Raw genomic sequence first — 15,945 nt, 5'->3', positions numbered from 1 at the left:
CTGAATGATCGTCCAGCGCCCTTGGCGCGGTCCGGGCAGGCGAACCGATGAGCACGATGGCGGCGCATGACGAGCGAGCGACGGCGGAAGCCGGCGCTTGGCTTGCGCGCCTGCAGCGCCAGGACGTCTCGTCCGACGACGGGGAGGCGTTCGAAGCCTGGCTTGCCGAAGCCCCCGGCAACGCCCCCGCCTACCGGCAGGCGCTCGCCATCTGGCACGAATACGAATCCCGCGCCGCCGAGGTGTTGGCCGAGCTCGCGGGGCCGCGCCGGCGTCCGGCGCCCAGCCGCCGTTGGCTGATGGGGGCGGGCGGCTTCGCGATCGCCGCCGGTCTGGCGGTCGCCGTCCTGCCGCCGATGCTGACGAAGCCGAGCTGGGACACCTACCAGACGGGCAAGGCGCAGCATCAGCGGGTGGCGCTGGCCGACGGGTCGACCGTCGACCTGAACGCCGAGACCCGGCTGCGGGTCAGCCTCGGCCGCGGCGAGCGGCAGGTGGTCCTGGAGGACGGCGAGGCGATCTTCCACGTGGCCCCCGACCAGGATCGGCCCTTCACGGTCGCGGCCGCCGAGCATGTGGTCCGCGTGGTCGGCACCCAGTTCGACGTGCGAAACCGGGACGGCGAGCTCGCCGTCACCGTGGCCGAGGGCAAGGTGCAGGTGCGCCCCGGGGCGGGTTCGGTCTCCGCTGCGCCCGTGATGCTCGTGCGCGGCCAGAAGCTGGCCATCGACCCGGCCGGCGTCACCAAGGTCAGCAGCGTCGATCCGCAGGAGGCCTTCAGCTGGCGCTCCGGCCGGCTGGTCTACCGCGACCAGCCGCTGTCGGCGGTGGTGGCCGACCTGAACCGGCAGTTCCCGCAGCAGATCGAGATCGGCGACCCCGCCCTGGCGGACATCCGGATCACCGGCGTCATCGTCCTGGACGACCCGGGCGCCGTGACGCAGCGTCTGTCCTTGATGCTCCCCATAAGATCAGTACCTTCCGAGCGGGGGCTGCAGCTTCTTCCGAAGTAGCGCCGAACGTCAGGGCGGAAAGAACCATCTCAAGGCGTCGGGAATTTGCGGCCGCGTTGACGGGTGTCGGCGTGGTCCTAGGCTTGCCCGGCGCGGCGCAGGCGCAGGCGCTCGTGCGCTTTCACATCGAGCCCAAGCGCTATTCCGAGGCCCTGCTCGACCTCGCCCAGCAGGCCAACATCACCCTCGTCGGCGCGCGCGCCTGCGACGGCGCGCTCTCGTCCGGCCTGGTGGGGGCCTACACGGTGGAGCAGGCGCTCAACCGGCTGCTGGACGGGGCGCCGTGCAGCTGGCGCCTCGTGGCCCCGGGAACGGTGGAGATCACGCCGCCCGCCAAGGCTGCGCCCAGGGCGCCCCCGCCGCCCGCCACGGTCTCCGAGCTGCTCGTCACCGCGACGAAGAGGCCGCGCAACCCGCGGGAACTGGCGGTGGCGATCTCGGCGGCGCCGCGTCGCGACCTGGAGGCCACCGGCGCGACCGATGTGGGCGACGCGGCGACCCAGCTCGCGGGGGTTCTGGCCACAAACCTCGGCCCCGGCCGCAACAAGCTCCTGCTCCGCGGCCTGTCGGACGGCGCCTACACGGGCCGTACGCGCTCGACCGTCGCCACCTACCTCGACGAGATTCCGCTGAACTACAACGCCCCGGACCCGGACCTGCGGCTGGTGGACGTCGAGCGGGTGGAGGTGGCGCGCGGGCCCCAGGGCGCGCTCTACGGCGCGGGCTCCCTGAGCGGCGTCTACCGGATCGTCACCCGCAAGCCCGACCTGAACGCGCTGGAGGCCGAGATCCGCGCCTCGGCGGCGACCACCAGCGGCGGCTCGCCCAGCGGCGCGGTGCAGGGCTTCGTGAACCTGCCCCTGTGGGGCGTGGCCGGCATCCGGGCGTCCGGCTACCAGGAGGTGCAGGGCGGCCACCTGGACGACACCAACCTCGGCCGCAAGGACGTGGACCGCACCGAGCGACGCGGCGGTCGGCTCACCCTGCTGGTTCGGCCGAACGACACCTGGTCGCTGACGGTGACCGGCGCGGGCCAGCACCTGCGCTCGGACGACACCCACTACACGACGCCGGGCCAGGGCCTGAAACGGGCCAACCGGATCGCCGAGCCGCACGTCAACGACATCACCCTGGCCACCGCGACGCTTCGCGGCCACTGGACGTGGGGGGACTGCACCTCCTCCACGGGCTTCGTGCGGCACGCCTACGGCAGCTTCTACGACGCCACCAAGGTGCAGAGCCGCTACACCAACGTCGCCCAGACCTCGGCCTATTCGGAGCGCAGCCGCACCAGGATGCTGGTGCACGACATGTTCGTCTCGGGCGAGGACGGGCCGGTGGAGTGGCTGGTCGGCCTCTACGGCTCGCGGACCTCGGCGCATTCGCCCAACGAGCTGCTGGCGCAGAACACCATCGGGACCGTGCGCCTCGACGTGCCGGTCTACAGCGACGACCGGCGCGATCGCTTCCAGGAGCTGGCGGCGTACGGCGAGGCTTCCTACGAGTTCGCGCCCGGCTGGACGGCGGCCCTCGGCGGGCGGGTGTTCAAGCACCGGACGCGCACCAGCTCGCGCGTGATCTCCGAACTCTTCAAGCCCCGCAGCTTCGAGCGGGAGGTGGAGTTCCAGGGCTTCTCGCCGAAGCTTTCGGTCCAGCGCGAACTGTCCTCCGGCGACCTGCTCTACGCGGTGGTGTCCGAGGGGCACCGGGCCGGCGGCGTCAACTCCGGCGGCGCGCAGCCCCTGCCCGTGGAGCGGGAGCTGTTCGTGCCGGACCGGCTGCGACACTTCGAGCTGGGCGCGAAGGTGGAGACGATGGACGGTCGCCTGGCGGTGAACTCGGCCGTCTTCTACGATCTGTGGCGCAACATCCAGACCGACCAGTTCCGGCCCTCGGGCATCCCCTATACGACCAATGCCGGGGACGCGCGGATTCTGGGGCTCGAGACGGAGCTGGCGTTCCGCTGGACCGACAACCTGCTGGCGCAGGTCAACGGCCGCGTCTCCCACGTGAAGACCAGCGACCCCAACCTGAACTTCGCCCCCCGGCTGGTGGACGAGCTGCCCGGCGCGCCTCCGTTCTCCGGCGGGGCGGTGGTGAGCTATGAGCGCCCGATCGCCGGGGACTGGCTGCTTCGGCTGACGGGCGAGGCGGCGTACGTCGGCCGCTCGCGGCTGACCTGGGAGCCGTCGAACGGGCCGAAAATGGGCGGCTATGTCCGCACGCGGCTCCTGGCGGAGGTCAGCGCCCGCAACGTCGGCCTGCAGGTCTTCGTCGCCAATCCCACGGATGCGTTCGGCGACACCTTCGCGTTCGGCAATCCGTTCAACCCGGACCAGACCCAGCAGATCACGCCGCAGCGGCCGCGGACCTTCGGCGTGACGGTGTTCGCCACCTACTGAAGAATTTTTCGGGACCCGACCTAGGGAGGGGCGGGGGCGGCGTCGTCTAAGCCGCGACCTGGCTTTCTGGAGAAGTTCGGTCGAGCGGACGCCGCAGACCACGGCGTCCTATCGAGGCGGCGCGCGATCCGAGCCCAAACATCGCGTCGCTCCGAGACGAGCGCGGCCCTGACGTAGGAGAGCGTCAGGGGCCGCGCCTTGTTGTTTGCTGCGGCGCTACAGCCGAGTTGGCCATTCCTTGCGAGAGTGTTACGGTGGCTGCGTTGATCGCGGCTGGCTCGGGCCGCACGAGGCGCTCGCGCCCTGGAAAGTCAATGCGCGCCGGCTCTCCAGTCGCCGGCGTGGGATCTTGCCCCGGCCCGAGACGTCACACCTCGGCCGGGGCCTCTCCCTTCCCCCGAACCCCCTCCATGCAGCCAGGCTTGAGCCGTGTCATGGTGGCGCGGGCCAGACCGGGGGACCGTGCCAGCCATGCGGGCGCTCGAAATCCTGCTCCTTCTGACCGACCTCGCCGCGCTGCTGGCGCTGGCGTGGCCGCGCCTGCGCAGGTTCGCCCGGCCCGCGGCCCTGACGGCGGCGCTGGCGGCCGGAGCCCATCTCGTCGTCGAGGCGCCGCGCTGGCAGATGGCCCCCGCCTATGTGCTCACCGCAGGGCTGCTGCTGGCGGTCCTGTGGCGGGGCAGGGCGGGCGCCGCCGCGCGCCGGGCCGGCCTGGCGCTCGGGTTCACGGCGCTCGGACTGGCGCTGGCCGTCTCCCTGGCCTTCCCCGTGTTCCGCTTCCCGGAGCCGGACGGGCCCTACGCCATCGGCACGACGACCTACCACTGGACCGACGCCGCGCGGCCGGACCCGTTCACCGCCGATCCCGCCGACCGCCGCGAGGTGATGGTCCAGGTCTGGTACCCGGCGCGCCCGACGGACGGGCCGCGCGCCCGCTACGTGCAGGACGGGGCGGCGCTCGCCCCCATCGCCCGCGTGCTGGGCCTGCCGCCGTTCGTGATGTCTCACCTCCAGCTGGTGCGGACCCATGCCATCGAGGACGCGCCGCCCGCGGCGCTGGGCCCCCGGCCGGTGCTGATCTTCTCCCACGGCCGCGGCGGTTACCGGCAGCACAACACCTACATGACCGAGGCCCTGGTCTCGCGCGGCTATGTGGTGGCCGCCATCGAGCATCCCTCCGCCGCCGCGGGCGTGGTCTTCCCGGACGGCCGCGTCACGAGCATGGATCCGCGGATGATGGAGGGCGCGTTCGTGGACGGGAGCGTGCCGGTGCTCGCGCAGGACGCCCAGTTCGTGGCCGACCGGCTGGAGGCCCTGAACGCCGACGACCCCGAGGGCCGTCTCGCCGGCCGGCTGGACCTGCAGCGGCTCGGGCTCTTCGGGGTCTCCCTGGGCGGGATGACCACCGCCACGGCCTGCCAACGCGATCGGCGCTTCCGCGCCTGCCTGATCATGGACGCGGTGGTCCCGGCCGAGGTGGTGCGGGCGGGGCTCGGCCAGCCGGTGATGTGGATCAGCCGCGACGTGGCCACCATGCGCGCCGAAGGATGGCGGGAGGCGGACGTCATGGAGACCGACGCCAGCATGCGCGCGGCCTTCGCCGGCCTGCGGGGCGACGGCTATCTGGTGCTCATCCCGGGCGTCTTCCACCCCGGGTTCGCCGACGCGCCGTTCCTCGCGGCGACGCCGGTGGCGCGGGCCCTGCGGCTGGTCGGGCCGGCCGAGCCCCGGCGCGCGAGCGCGATCATGAACGCCTATGCGCTGGCCTTCTTCGACAGGCACCTCGGCGGCGCGCCGGCGCCGCTGCTCGACGCCGCGCCTGCGGCCTGGCCGGAGGTCATCTTCGAAACCCGCCGGGGCCGCTGACCTCTTGCCTGCTCTGACACCGGTGTCATGATGCCGACCATGAGTGGTCCCCTAACTCGCCGCGCCGCGCTCCTCGCCGGCGCGGCTGCTTTGGCCGGCGGCCCGGCGGCGGCCCAGACGGCGCCGGCCCGCGAGGCGGTGCTGCAGGCCATGCGCCGCGCCACCCGCTTCATGACCGACAAGGTCGCCTACAACGGCGGCTATGTGTGGAGCTACCTGCCGGACTTCTCGCGCCGCTGGGGGGAGCTGGAGGCCAAGCCGACCATGGTCTGGGTCCAGCCGCCGGGCACCGCGACCATGGGCCACCTCTACCTCGACGCCTTCCACGCCACCGGCGAGGACCCGTACTACGCCGCCGCCGAGCAGGTGGCGGGCGCCCTGATCTACGGCCAGCACGCCTCGGGCGGCTGGAACTACCTGATCGACTTCGGCGGCGAGGGCTCGATCCGCGACTGGTACGAGACCTATGGCCAGAACGCCTGGCGGATGGAGGAATTCCACCACTACCTCGGCAACGCCACCTTCGACGACGCCGGCACGTCGGAGGCCATGCAGTTCCTGCTGCGCCTCTACCTCGAGAAGCGCGACCCGAAGTACCGGCCGGCGCTGGAGCGGGCGATCGATTTCGTCCTGGAGAGCCAGTACCCCGTGGGCGGCTGGCCGCAGCGCCATCCGCACGCCGACGACGGGCCGGCGTACGCCCGCTACATCACCTTCAACGACGACGTGGCCGGCGAGAACATCAAGTTCCTGGTCATGGTCTACCAGACCTTGGGCGACGCCCGGGTGCTGGACGCGATCCGGCGCGCGATGACCAGCTTCCTGGTCACCCAGCAGGGCCAGCCGCAGCCGGGATGGGCGCTGCAGCACGACCTCGACCTGAAGCCCGCCGCGGCCCGCAGCTACGAGCCGCTGGCGCTCGCCACCCACACCACGGCGACCAACCTCGCCCAGCTGATGAGCTTCTACGAGCTGACCGGCGAGACCAAGTTCCTGGCGCGGGTCGGGGAGGGGCTGGACTGGCTGGACAAGGTGAAGCTGGCGAAGGCCCGGCCCGACGGGCGCACGCACCCCACCTTCATCGAGATCGGCACGGACCGGCCGCTCTACGTCCACCGGACGGGCTCGAACGTCGTCAACGGCCGCTACTTCGCCGACCACAGCGACGAGAAGACGCTCGGCCACTATTCCGCCTACCGGAAGATCGACGTCGCCGCGATGCGCCGCCGGCTGGAGCGGCTGAAGGCGACGCCGCCGGCCGAGGCGTCGCGCAACTCGCCGCTGCTCTCGAAGACGCCCATCGTCCTGCCGCGGTTCTTCGCCAACCAGGACATCTCCACCTCCGACCTCAACGCCGTGCGCGCCCCGCCGGCGGAGAACAAGGGCGAGGCGGTGGGGAAGATCCTGTCCGAACTGAACGCCGAGGGCTGGTGGCCCTCGCGGCTGGCGGCGATGAGCAACCCCTACCGCGGTCCCGGTCCGAAGACCCCGACGCCGGGCGACTACGCCTCCACCCACGTCGGCGACGCCTGGGACACCTCGCCGTACCCGGTCAGGGACGGGCCGGTGGGCGTCTCCATCGCCCACTACATCGAGAACATGAGCACCCTCATCGGGTGGCTGGAGCAGGGGCGCTGACGGCCGACAGCCGGCCGTCGTAGCGCTGGCCGCCGATCGTCAGGTTGTCGAGCCGGAGATCCTGGACGTTCTCCAGCACGAAGTTGGTCTTGGCCGAGGCGATGGCGACGTCCTTGATCAGCACGCCCTTCAGCGGGGCCGCGGCCGGCGCGTGGCCGTCGAACACCACGCCCACGTTCTGCACCTTGAAATCCTCGAAGACGATGTCGCGGTAGGTGGACGGGAAGTTCCCGCCCAGTTCGCTCGGATAGTCGAGCTGGAACCAGAACAGGGTGCCGAAGTCCTCGACGGTGAAGTTGCGCACCCGGACGTGCTCCACCGTGCCGCCCCGGTCGAGGTTGGCCTTGAAACGGATCGCCGACAGGCCCTTGCGCAGCACGTTGTCGGTGAAGAAGACGTGGCGGATCCCGCCCGACATCTCCGAGCCCAGGGCGATGCCGTCCTCGCCGCCCATGTCGTTGTTGCGGACGACCACGTGGGTGGAGGGCCTGCCGACGGTGCGGCCGTCGAGGTCGCGCCCGGACTTCACCACCACCGAGTCGTCGCCGGTGCGGAACACCGACGTCTCGATCAGCACGTGGGAGGAGGAATCCACGTCCACCCCGTCGTTGTTGGGGAACATGGATTCGACGCGGATGCCGCGCACCACGGCGTGGTCGACGTAGACCAGGTGGTTCACCCAGAAGGGCGAGTTGCGGACGGTGTAGCCCTCCAGCTTCACGCGCCTGGCGCCCATGAACTGGATGATCGGCGGGCGCAGGTGCGTGCCCGGGCCGAACACCCGCCGGCGCAGGGGGACGCCGTCGAAGCCCATCTTCCGCAGGCGCCGGAAGTCGGGCTCGGCGAGCCTGTGCCAGGCGTGGAAGCCGCTTTTCGCATTGCCGTCGATCACGCCCTCGCCGGTGATCGCCACGTCCTCGACGCCGGCGGCGTAGAGGAGGGGCGAGTAGCTCATCACCTCGGTGCCTTCCCAGCGGGTCTTCACCACCGGCAGGTAGTGGGCGGGCTCGGGCGAGAAGAGCAGGGTGGCGCCCTTCTCGAGATGCAGGTCGATCCGGCTCTTCAGGTGGATGGGGCCCTTGGAGAACCAGACCCCGGGGCCCAGCACCACCCTGCCGCCGCCGGCGCGGCTGGCGCGGTCGATGGCGGCCATGATCGCCGGCCGCGCGTCCGTCCTGCCGTCGGCCGCGCCCTGCACCCGGATGTCGCGCGCGGGGATGCGCGGCGCCTGGATCGCGGCGACGATCTCGTCGGCCATCTTCCAGTCGGCGGCTGTGGACTGGGCGGTGGCGGCCTGCGGGAGGGCGAAGGCGGCCACGACGGCGAGCGCGAGGAGGGGACGCATGGGAGCTAGACCAGGCTCCGCACCGGGCGGCCGTTCACCGTGACGTCCTGCAGCCTGAGCCCGCGCACGTTCTTCACGATCGACGGCTCGGCCACGCCGTCGAAGCGGCAGTCCTTCAGGGTGAGGTCGTAGATCGGCGCGTTCTCGAAGCCCTGCAGGTCGGCCACGCGGGTCGACTTGCCGCTGGTCACCCGCTCGACCACGACGTTGCGCAGCACCGGCGTGAAGCGGCCCCTGGCGCCTTCCTCGTAGTTGAAGTCGACCGTGACCACGGCCTTGCGCACCTGGCCCACGGTGAGGTCGCGGAAGTAGCAGTTCTCCACCACGCCGCCGCGCAGGGCGTTGTTCTTGAAGCGGATGGCGTGGTCGAGGTCCGGGCTGTCCAGCCGGCACCTCTCGGCGAAGATGTTGCGCGCGTGGCCGCTGATCTGGCTGCCGACCGTCAGGCCGCCGTGGCCGTCCGCCATGCGGCAGTTGCGGATGACGATGTTCTCGGAGGGCGTGGCGAGCCGGCGGCCGTCCTCGTTGCGGCCGGAGTTGACCGCGATGCAGTCGTCGCCGGTGGAGAGAAAGCAGTCCTCGATGAGGAGGTCGCGGCAGCTCTCCGGGTCGATGCCGTCGTTGTTCGGGCCGTGGCTGTTGATGTTGAGGCCGCGGATGGTGACGTGCCGGCAGAGCACCGGGTGCACCTGCCAGAAGGGCGAGCGGCGCAGCGAGACGCCCTCGATCAGCACGTTGGCGCAGCGGTAGGGCTGGATGAACGGCGGGCGCAGATAGCTGCCGTCGCCGAACACCCGCTCGGCGACCGGGACGCGGTCCTCGGCCATCTGGAACAGCTTCGCGCGGGCCGGGCGCTGGTTGGGCATGCCCTCGACCCAGCCGTGCTGGTTCTGCTTCCAGGGCCCCTTCCACGTCCACCAGTGCTCGCGGCTGCACTGGCCGTCGAGCACGCCCTTGCCGGTGATGGCGATGTTCTCGCACTCGAAGGCGTAGATGAACGGGGAGTAGTTCATCAGCTCGATGCCTTCCCAGCGGGTGAACACCACCGGCAGGTAGGCCTTGGGATCGGTCTTGAACCGCAGGGTCGCGCCTTCGGCGACGTGCAGGTTGACGTTGCTCTTCAGGTGGATCGGGCCGGTGACCCAGTCGCCCGGCGGCACGACCACCCGCCCGCCGCCCGCGGCGTGGCACTCGGCGATCGCCTTGGCGATGGCGGCGCTGGAGTCGGCCACGGCCTCGCGGTCGGCGTCGTAGCGGTCGATGGGGAAGTCGCGGTCGGGGAAGGTCGGCGGCCGGATGCGCGCGACGATGGCCGCGGCCTGCGCCCACGGATCGGGCTCGGCGGCGCCGGCGCGCGAGGCGAGGAGCGCGGCCGCGGAGGTGACGAGGAGGTCGCGGCGGTCGAGCATCTGGAACTCCCGGAAAATGAAAAGGCGGGCGCCCAGGGGAGGGGGCGCCCGCCTTCGCGTCGGCTCGTCAGAAGCTGTAGCGCAGCCCGATGTAGTACTGGCGGCCGTAGTGGTGGTTGGTCCAGATCCGCTGGGCCACCGTGTCGTTGTACTGCTTGAACGGCTCGTCGGTGAGGTTCAGGCCCTCCAGGCTGACCCGCAGCTGCTCGGTCAGCTGGTAGGAGACCGAGGCGTCGACGGTGGTCGTGCCCGGCGTCAGGTCGGCGTCCTGGTACTCGGTCCGGTCGGAGCTCAGCAGGTTGCCGGCGTTCCCCGACGGCGCGGCGAAGATGTAGCTGCTCCGGTGGGCGACCGAGGCGCGGGCGCTGAGCTTTTCGTCCTCGTAGTAGACGGTGACGTTGTAGGCGTTCTTCGAGACGTTCGTCCGGTCGGTCTCGATCGGGATCGAGCACACGCCGTTGACGATGGTCGTGCCGCAGGAGAGCTGGGTCCCCTTCACCCGGGTGTAGTTGAACAGCGCCCCGAAGTTGCCCGTCCACTCCGGCATCCCGAACCGTTCCGGCAGGAAGGTGAAGGGCTGCTGGATGTTGATCTCGAAGCCCTGCAGCGGCTTGCCGCCCGGCACGTTGATCGTGGTGGTGAAGGTCGCCTCGTCGGTCGGCTGGCGGCCGGTGCCGACCAGCAGCGAGTCCGGCAGGCCGAAGGTGTTGAACGGCGCCGTCAGCCGCTGGGTCGCGAAGTCCCTTTTGAACTCCTTGCGGAAGTAGCCGATAGCCACCAGGGAGTTGCCACCGGGATACCACTCGATGGAGGCGTCGAAGGTGTTGGCCTTCTGCGGCTTCAGGCCCGGATTTCCGGCGGTGACGGTGAGGTTGCCGGTGGTGTTCAGCGTACCGCCGGGGTTCAGGGCGCCGAGGCCGGGCCGCACCATCACCTTGGCGGCGGCGACGCGGAGCAGCAGGTCGGGCGTGACCTCGGCCACGACGTTCGCGGACGGCAGCCAGTTGTCGTAGGAGCTCTCGACCGTCAGCTGGACCGGCGCGCCGCCGGCGAAGGTGTAGCCCTCGGCGGTGATGTCGGTGGACACGTAGCGGACGCCGGCGTCGCCGCGGATCCGCCAGGGCAGGACGTCGGTGTCGAAGTCCACCTGCAGGTAGCCGGCCTGGCTCTCCTCGGTGATCGTGCGGAAGCTGCCGCGGGCGTTGGTGTTCTCGATGCCCTGCAGGGCGAACGCCCCGGTCCCGGAGTAGATGCCGTAGGCGTCGGCCACCGCCTGGAAGTTGGGGACCACCCAGGCCGTCGGGCCGCCGTAGCCGTCCAGCCCCTTGCCGAAGCCGGTGAGCTGTTCGGACAGCGAGGTCATGGTCACGCCGGACGGCATGGCGGGCAGGGCGAACTCCGAGGCCCGGCGGTATTCCTGGCCGTCGTTGACGTACTTCTTCCACGTGCCGCCGGCGCGGACCTTGAAGGTCTCGTTGAGGTCCCACTCGACGTCGCCGGCGGCGATATCGAAGGCGTTCTGCACGAACTGCGGGCGCAGGCGCACCTCGCTGGGCCGCACCGTCCCGTTTGCGTTGGCGTTCGTGAAGGTGAAGGCGTTCGGATCGGTGATGTCGAAGCCCCAGGTGATGTCCGGGGTCTCCGGGTTCGTCCGGGCGTCGTAGATCCAGCCGTCCTGGTTGGCGCGGTCGAAGGTGACGGTGGTCTGGATCGGGTTCTTGAAGCTCGACTTCGAGGTTCCGATGAAGCCCGAGACCTTCAGGTAGTCGGTGAACTCGTGGCTGCCGCTCAGGGTGTACTGGCTGAAGATGGTCTCCAGCTCGTCGTCGCGGCTCTCGATCCGGATATCGACGTTGTCGAACACGCCGTAGGTCAGGGTGCCGTTCTCGTCGGTCTCGAAGACGCGCGGGATCATGAACGCCTTGCCGAACTCGGGCGAGCCGGCGCCGCGGCTGAAGGAGATGCCCTCCAGGTAGTTCTCCCGGCGGTGGGATTTGTAGTCCGAGTAGAGGTAGTCGAAGCTGACGGTCGTGCGGTCGGTGGGCTTCCACTGCAGGGCGCCGGTGATGCCCAGGCGCTTCTGGTCGTAGTCGAGGCGGGCGTAGCGCGGGATGCGCGGGTGCCAGCTACCGGGATCGGAGGCGCGCTGGTAGGCGGCGATGTTCTCCGGCGTGCCGGGGATGCGCGGGTCGCCCGTGAAGCAGTTGGTCGCCGAGGCGCCGGTGGCGGCGTTGGCGCCCGGGTTGAACTGCTGGCCGGCGGTGGCGGCGTTGGTGTCGTAGCCGAGCGGGCTGCACCAGCCGCCGTTCGATGTCCCTTCGCCCCAGCGGACGGTGTTGAAGCCCTCTTCGCGGACCTCGCGCTCGGAGTAGGCGACCGACAGCAGGACGCCGAAGGTGTCGTCCATGAACTTCCTGGAGACCAGGCCTGCGAAGCGCGGGTCCCAGCTCTTGGAGAGGTCGTTGTAGCCATACTGCGCGGACAGGGAGAGGACCTGGTCGTCGCCGAAGTCGAACGGGCGGGAGGTGCGCAGGTCGACGGTGGCGCCGAGCGAGCCCTCCTCGACGCTGGCCGACGGCGTCTTGCGGACCTCCAGGCTGTTGAAGAGTTCGGAGGCGAAGACGTTGAAGTCGAACTGGCGGTTGCGGTTGGCGCCGCCGTCGGCGTCGGAGCCGCCGGTGGTGGTCAGCGCCTCCATGCCGTTGATCCGGACGCGGGTGGAGCCGGGGCCGAGGCCGCGGACCGTGATGTTGCGGCCTTCGCCCGCCGAACGGGTGATGGCGACGCCCGGGATCCGCTGCAGCGACTCGGCCAGGTTGTTGTCCGGGAACTTGGCGATGTCCTCGGCCTTGATGGCGTCGACGACGGCCGTCTCGTTGCGCTTGGTGGCGATCGCGCTCTCGATGGCGGCGCGGAAGCCGGTGACCACCACCTCCTCGACCTCACCCGGCGCCTGGGCATGGGCGACGCCCCCGAGCGTCATGGCGAGCGCCGCGAGCGAGGCGCCGCAGGCGAGCGTGCGCAGGCGAGATCCGGCAGTGAGCTTCATGTCTGTTCCCTCCGTGGCCGGGGCTGGACCCCGATCCCGCGCGTCCCCGCGCTTGTGACACCGGTATCATTTCCGCCCCCATGAGCTGTGACACCGGTGTCAGAGGAGCTTAGAGGCGTCTTTCGGAAAATCAAGCGGACGGTTAAGGCCTGTCGCGGGGCGGCGGTGCGAACGCCGTTCGGCTGCGGCGCGGCGGCCACACCTGCGGCGGACGTCAGGCGTTGGGGCGGGTGACCACGTAGCCGGCGACCGCGACCAGCAGCACGCCCACGCCCGTCACCACGAGCACGCTGTGGGCGGTGAAGACGACCACCGTCCAACTGCCGGCCATCATGCCCACGGCCAGCACCTTGGCGCGGCGCGGGATGGCCCGGCGCTCCTCCCAGTCGCGGATGAGGGGACCGAAGCGCGGGTGCGCGCGCAGCCGGTCGGCCAGTTCCGGCGAGCCGCGGGCGAAGGCCCAGACGGCGACGATCAGGAAGATGGTGGTGGGCAGCAGCGGCAGGAACACGCCGAGCGTCGCCAGGCCCACGGCCAGGACGCCCAGCACGCGGTAGGCCAGCACCGTCGCCCGGCCGGGACGGCGGCGCCCGTCGGGGCCGGCGGGGTCGGAGGCGGGTTCCATCACGCGGGCCATCTGCTCAGATCGCCCGGCGACGGGCAAGGCGCGCCGGAGGCCGGCGGGGTCACGCCCCGCGGACGGCCTCCAGGATGCGCGCCCGCTGGGCCGCGTCGGGCAGGGGCCCCGTGGCCGCGCCCAGGTTGTCGGCGATGTGGCGCGGGTTGCGCGTGCCGGGGATGGCGCAGGTCACCGCCGGGTGGGCGAGCACGTACTTGAGCAGGATCTGCGCCCAGCTCGTGCAGCCGATCTCGCCGGCCCAGGGCGGCAGAGGCAGGCGGCGGACGCGGGCGAACAGGTCGCCGCCGGCGAAGGGCCGGTTGACGATGACGCCCATGCCCAGCTCCTGCGCCAGCGGCAGGATGCGGGCCTCGGCTTCGCGCTCGGCCACCGAGGCGTTGATCTGGATGACGTCGAAGGGGTGGCGGCGCATGGCCGCCTCCAGGGCCGGATAGGCGCTCTCGGTGTAGTGGGTGGCGCCGATGTAGCGCAGGCGGCCGGCCGCCTTCCAGTCGCGCAGGGTGGCCATGTGGGTGTCGAGGTCGAGCAGGTTGTGGACCTGCATCAGGTCGATGACCTCGGTGCGCAGCTTGGCGAACGAGGCCTCCATCTGGGCGATGCCGGCGTCACGCCCGCGGGTCCAGACCTTGGTGGCGAGGAACAGCTTGGACCGCACGCCCAGTTCCGCGGCGATCGCCCCCACCGCGTCCTCCGCCCGGCCGTACATGGGCGAGGAATCCACCACCTTGCCGCCGCCCTGGACGAAGGCGGAGACGCCCTCGCGCGCCTGGTCCCAGTCGCCGCCGCGGCCGATGTCGAAGGCCTGCCAGGTGCCCAGCCCCACCGCCGGCAACGCCTCGCCGGTTGCCGGGATCTTGCGCGTGAGGAGGGGACCGGTGGGCATGGCGCTCCTTGCGGCCTGGGCCAGCGCGGGATCTGGCGAGCAGGCCGCCAGCGCGAGGCTTGCGGCGAGCACGTCGCGGCGGTTCAACGGCATGGCCTTCGTCCCGTTTGCCCCGCCCTCAGGGCGCCACGTTTCCATCGGCATCTCAACGCCCATTTCCGCAGGAGGCCGCACTTGAGACTTCTTCTGGCGGGCGCGCTCGCCCTCGCCGCCGCATCGGGAACGCCCGCCGCCGCCGAGCCGGCGCAGGAGGCGGCGTCCGCCATGCGCGCCTGCCTGGACGCGGTGATCGACGGCGCGCCGGTGGCCAGCATGAAGGGCCAGGACGTGGAGGTGGTCCGCGAGACCGAGCCCAACGCCTGCACCGTGCAGGTCAACGCCGGCGAGCCGCCGATGGTGCGGGAGGCGGTGCTGAAGGCGGTTTCCGAACGCAAGGAGCGGTTCACCCCGGCGCGCACCAAGTGGGACGCCGGGGCCTTCGCCACGCGCGAGACCTTCTGCAACCTGCCGTCCCGCCGGCACCTGAACGTGGTGATCTCCACCGGCATGCCCGGACGGCCGCTCGCGCTGATCGCCACGGCCCTCGAAGCCAAGGAGCGTGACACCCGCTGCGATCGCGACGAAGGCGTCCAGCGCCCCGTGCTGCGCTAGGCTATCCTCCCGGCAAACGGGAGGGACGCATGGATCGGCTGTTCGAAGGCGCGTGGCGGCGCATCCGTGTCACGCGGCGGGGCGAGGTCGTCGAGGTGACGCTGGCCCGCACCGAGGCGCGCAATGCGCTGAACGGCGAGCTGATGGAGGAGCTGACCGAGGCGGCCCGGCTCCTGCGGCTGCGGACGGACGTGCGGGCGGTGGTCCTCACCGGCGCCGAGACCTACTTCTCGGCCGGGGCGGACCTGTCGGCCAGCGAGGCGCGGGTCGCCCAGACGCTGATGGAATCCCGCCGCGCGGTGATGGCCGGGCCCGACATGTGCCGGGCCTGGGAGGAGGTCGAGGCGGTCACCATCGTCGCCATCGAGGGCTACTGCATCGGCGGGGCCGCGGCCCTGGCGGTGGCCTGCGACTTCCGGGTGATGGGGCAGGGCGCCTACCTGCGCCTGCCCGAGGTCCCGCTCGGCATGAACATGAGCTGGCGGACGCTGCCCAGGCTGGTGGCCCTGGCGGGGCCGGCGAAGGCCAAGCGGTTCGTGATGTTCGGCGAGCCGGCCGACGCGGCGACCTGCCTCGACTGGGGCCTCGCCGACGAGGTGGCTGAGGCGGGCGGGGCGCTCGCCGCCGCGCGGACCTGGGCCGCCAGGGTCGCGGCGCTGCCGCCGCTGCCGGTGCGGATGACCAAGGAGGCGGTGAACGCCATCGCCCAGGCCACCGCCCAGGCCTCGATCTACATGGACCGCGACCAGTACCTGCTGGCCACCAAGAGCGCCGACTTCCGCGAGGGCGTCGCCGCCTTCCGCGAGAAGCGGCCGGGCCGGTTCACCGGGGAGTAGGGCGCCTCCTGGCTCGGTAAAGCCCTCCTCCTCGATGGAGGAGGGTTGGGTGGTGGTGTGGCCGCCGAGCTGAAGACCCTGGCGCATGTGGGCGCCGCGCCCATCAGCGCCAGGCGGTCGCCGCCCTGCACCCACCACCATCCCTTCCCTTCCTCCATCGAGGAGGAAGGGGCGCCATCCCCGGCGATCGTCGGCTGCGGACCTCGCGCGTCA

General features: G+C 71.3%; 11 protein-coding genes. 6 read left to right on the top strand and 5 right to left on the bottom strand.

The genetic code is table 11. The features are described 5' to 3' along the window. The first annotated feature begins 47 nt into the window (after nt 1-47). From VM685_RS14640 to VM685_RS14625, 4 genes are all read left to right on the top strand, one after another. Complete coding sequence (locus VM685_RS14640; RefSeq protein ID WP_325460908.1) at nt 48-1,013, top strand: FecR family protein; 966 nt, start codon at nt 48-50, stop codon at nt 1,011-1,013. A gap of 83 nt (nt 1,014-1,096) precedes the next feature. Continuing rightward, a complete protein-coding gene (locus tag VM685_RS14635) occupies nt 1,097-3,415 on the top strand; it encodes a TonB-dependent receptor (RefSeq protein ID WP_325460907.1) in 2,319 nt (772 codons plus the stop codon). A 471-nt stretch (nt 3,416-3,886) separates the two neighbouring features. Continuing rightward, a complete protein-coding gene (locus tag VM685_RS14630) occupies nt 3,887-5,281 on the top strand; it encodes a hypothetical protein (protein WP_325460906.1) in 1,395 nt (464 codons plus the stop codon). 39 nt (nt 5,282-5,320) lie between these two features. Continuing rightward, on the top strand, nt 5,321-6,919 hold the full coding sequence (locus tag VM685_RS14625; RefSeq protein WP_325460905.1) for a pectate lyase: 1,599 nt from the start codon (nt 5,321-5,323) through the stop codon (nt 6,917-6,919). Here VM685_RS14625 and VM685_RS14620 read toward each other — a convergent pair. The 5 genes from VM685_RS14620 to VM685_RS14600 form a co-directional block, all read right to left on the bottom strand. Next, nucleotides 6,891-8,264: a glycoside hydrolase family 28 protein gene (locus VM685_RS14620; protein ID WP_325460904.1), complete on the bottom strand. Its 1,374-nt coding sequence runs from the start codon at nt 8,262-8,264 to the stop codon at nt 6,891-6,893. The genes VM685_RS14625 and VM685_RS14620 overlap by 29 nt on opposite strands. A gap of 5 nt (nt 8,265-8,269) precedes the next feature. Next, nucleotides 8,270-9,673: a glycoside hydrolase family 28 protein gene (locus VM685_RS14615; protein WP_325460903.1), complete on the bottom strand. Its 1,404-nt coding sequence runs from the start codon at nt 9,671-9,673 to the stop codon at nt 8,270-8,272. 67 nt (nt 9,674-9,740) lie between these two features. Continuing rightward, the gene (locus VM685_RS14610; RefSeq protein WP_325460902.1) at nt 9,741-12,722 is read right to left on the bottom strand and encodes a TonB-dependent receptor; all 2,982 of its coding nucleotides are present in this window, start codon (nt 12,720-12,722) and stop codon (nt 9,741-9,743) included. Nucleotides 12,723-12,936: 214 nt separating this feature from the next. Continuing rightward, nucleotides 12,937-13,359 carry a YbaN family protein gene (locus tag VM685_RS14605; protein WP_325460901.1) on the bottom strand — a complete coding sequence of 141 codons (423 nt, stop codon included), beginning with the start codon at nt 13,357-13,359 and terminating at the stop codon, nt 12,937-12,939. A 49-nt stretch (nt 13,360-13,408) separates the two neighbouring features. Continuing rightward, nucleotides 13,409-14,338, bottom strand: a complete 930-nt coding sequence (locus VM685_RS14600; protein ID WP_325460900.1) for an aldo/keto reductase — start codon at nt 14,336-14,338, stop codon at nt 13,409-13,411. An 81-nt stretch (nt 14,339-14,419) separates the two neighbouring features. Between VM685_RS14600 and VM685_RS14595 the strand changes: the two genes are divergently transcribed. Beyond that, nucleotides 14,420-14,896, top strand: coding sequence for a hypothetical protein (locus tag VM685_RS14595; RefSeq protein ID WP_325460899.1), 477 nt, complete (start codon nt 14,420-14,422; stop codon nt 14,894-14,896). Nucleotides 14,897-14,925: 29 nt separating this feature from the next. Continuing rightward, the gene (locus tag VM685_RS14590) at nt 14,926-15,732 is read left to right on the top strand and encodes an enoyl-CoA hydratase/isomerase family protein (protein WP_325460898.1); all 807 of its coding nucleotides are present in this window, start codon (nt 14,926-14,928) and stop codon (nt 15,730-15,732) included. The last annotated feature ends 213 nt before the right edge of the window (nt 15,733-15,945 follow it).

The sequence above is a fragment of the Phenylobacterium sp. genome, from assembly GCF_035539035.1.
Taxonomy (GTDB): Bacteria; Pseudomonadota; Alphaproteobacteria; order Caulobacterales; family Caulobacteraceae; genus Phenylobacterium.
The sequence above is the reverse complement of the archived record's forward strand: the minus strand, read 5'-3'. Positions and strand labels throughout refer to the sequence as shown.